Annotated in this window: 3 protein-coding genes; 2 read left to right on the forward strand and 1 reads right to left on the reverse strand. The window is 62.6% G+C overall.

The genetic code is table 11. The annotated features are described in order from the left end of the window. The first annotated feature begins 258 nt into the window (after window positions 1-258). Both IM708_RS20770 and IM708_RS20775 read left to right on the forward strand, forming a co-directional pair. Window positions 259-930, forward strand: coding sequence for a hypothetical protein (locus tag IM708_RS20770; protein WP_209428455.1), 672 nt, complete (start codon window positions 259-261; stop codon window positions 928-930). Between the two features lie 56 nt (window positions 931-986). Further along, window positions 987-1,202: a hypothetical protein gene (locus tag IM708_RS20775; protein ID WP_209428456.1), complete on the forward strand. Its 216-nt coding sequence runs from the start codon at window positions 987-989 to the stop codon at window positions 1,200-1,202. 25 nt (window positions 1,203-1,227) lie between these two features. On the opposite strand, the gene IM708_RS20780 is transcribed toward IM708_RS20775, so the two are convergent. Further along, window positions 1,228-2,007, reverse strand: a complete 780-nt coding sequence (locus IM708_RS20780; protein WP_209428457.1) for an IS5 family transposase — start codon at window positions 2,005-2,007, stop codon at window positions 1,228-1,230. Window positions 2,008-2,086: the final 79 nt, after the last annotated feature.

Below are 2,086 nucleotides of genomic sequence, written 5' to 3' on the forward strand. Positions count from 1 at the left end.
CACCCTACATGCTAACGCCTCTGACCTGTTCGTGTCCTACAAGTCGGAATGGCTCCGGCCACCGGGCGGGGTTTTTCATTCGCCGACATGAACCCACCTTCTGAAGGTCCCCGGTTCTCCTCCCGATTTCGAGGCGTCGCACATTTTTTTGTTTTTCTTGCGATTTCGTTTTTTGGCTGAGGAGATCGCACCAAATTACTGAGGGTTGGCAGATGAAGCCTACGGAAAACAGGTATTTGAGACAGAAAGGCAGAGCCCATGATCCAGATGATAAACTCCACCGCGGCCAAGACAGCACGGACCCTGGTTCGCGTCACTGACACTTTTGACGGTCGCAAGCGCGGCACCGAGCGCCTGTCCATCGCCGGGGTCGAGGTCGTCCGGATCTGGCGCGGCAAGGCGGACCGGCGTCAGTTCCACGACCCGGCCAAGGTCTACTTCGCCGAGGGCGTCGAGCTGGTGCGCGGCGGCTTCGCAATGGACGACGCCGGCCGCATGCAGCCGGACGGTGAGACAGTGCTGTCCGTCGAGTTGCCTGCGGGCGCCGAGAACACCCTCGAATTCGAGGTTCTGGGTGGCGATGACAACGCTGAAGAGCGCTTTTCGGAGGCGGTCGAGGCCAAGGCGGCGAAGGTCGAGAAGGACGACGTACAGGCGTATGAGTCCGCCCGCAAGCTGGCCTCCGGCGAGCGCCAGGTTGACGTCAATGAGTGGGAATTGCAGTTCGGCTGCACTCCGCGCCCCATGCATCGCGGATGGGTTTACGCATACCTGCACCAGCGCGCGTACGAGCGCGACTGCCCCGCCGCCCTTCGTGAGGCGCGCGCCGCCGTTGGGCGCCGCGTCGCCGGCGGAGACCCCGAGACCCTCCCCGCCTGGTCCCATTCTGCGCACGAGCGGATCGCCATTCGCGCCGCCATCGCCGCTTGAGCCCACCGCCGGGGCCTCGCGCCCCGACCCACCACCAACCCAGCAGACAAAAAGAAATGAGACCCATCAAGACCAAGATCATCGCTCAGATAATCTCCAGCGCGCTGGAGATCAGCAACAACATCACGGACGCCACCGACGACCTTTTCAGCTACCTCACCGACGATTGCCGCATGTGCGAATCTCGCCAATCGCCACACGAACTCGATCGCCACCGCCGCGCGCCAGAACGACGCGCACCAGAGCGACGCGCTGGCCGCGTGCAAGCATGACGCGCCTGATGTGGGCGATGAGGAGTCATTTCTCTGCGCTGGCGATGGTCTTCTCCCAGTCCTTCGCCATACGGCGGCACCTTCCCAGCCACGCGAGGGTGCGTTCGACCACCCAGCGGCGCGGGATGACTTCGAAGCCCTGCGCGGTGTCGGAGCGTTTGATGATTTGCAACGTCCAGCGCCCAATCTTTTCGACGACACCTCTCAGTTTGGGTCCGGCATACCCGCCATCGGCAAAGATATGGCGCAGCAGCGGATAGATGGTCGACATGGACTTCAGCAGGTTCGGCGCGCGATCACGATCCTGGATGTCGGCACCATGAACGGCAAGGCCTACCAGAAGCCCGATGGTATCGGAGACGATGTGACGCTTTCGCCCCTTGATCCGCTTTCCGGCGTCATAGCCTCTGATCCCGCCGCTTTCGGTGGTCTTTTTGCTCTGGCTGTCGATCACGCCCGCAGTTGGGTCCGCCGCGCGCCCTTCGGCCTGGGGCGCCGCCGCGACGAGCTGGCGGTTCAATTCTGCCAGCAGACCGTTGTCGCGCCAGTCGAAGAAGTAGCGCCGGACCGTCGAGACGGGCGCAAAGTCGTTCGGCAGCATCCGCCACTGACAGCCGGTCGTCGCGATGTAGAGGATCGCATCGAAGACGTCGCGCAGATCGGTCGTGCGCGGACGGCCGACCTTCTTGGGCGCAGGCATCAGCGGCGCGACCAGCGCCCACTCCGCATCGCTCGCATCACTTGTGTATTTGCCGCCGCTGCGCTCATAACGGCAACGGGTGAATTCAGTCCAGGCCGTCGTAATCGCCGTTCTGTCTTGTAAAACAAACAGAATCACAGGCCCATGATTTCACCCACCTCTTTTCGGATCAGCCTCTAAGATC

Origin of the sequence: Pararhodobacter sp. SW119, from assembly GCF_017811755.1 — a bacterium.
In the GTDB taxonomy this organism is placed as follows: Bacteria; Pseudomonadota; Alphaproteobacteria; order Rhodobacterales; family Rhodobacteraceae; genus Pararhodobacter.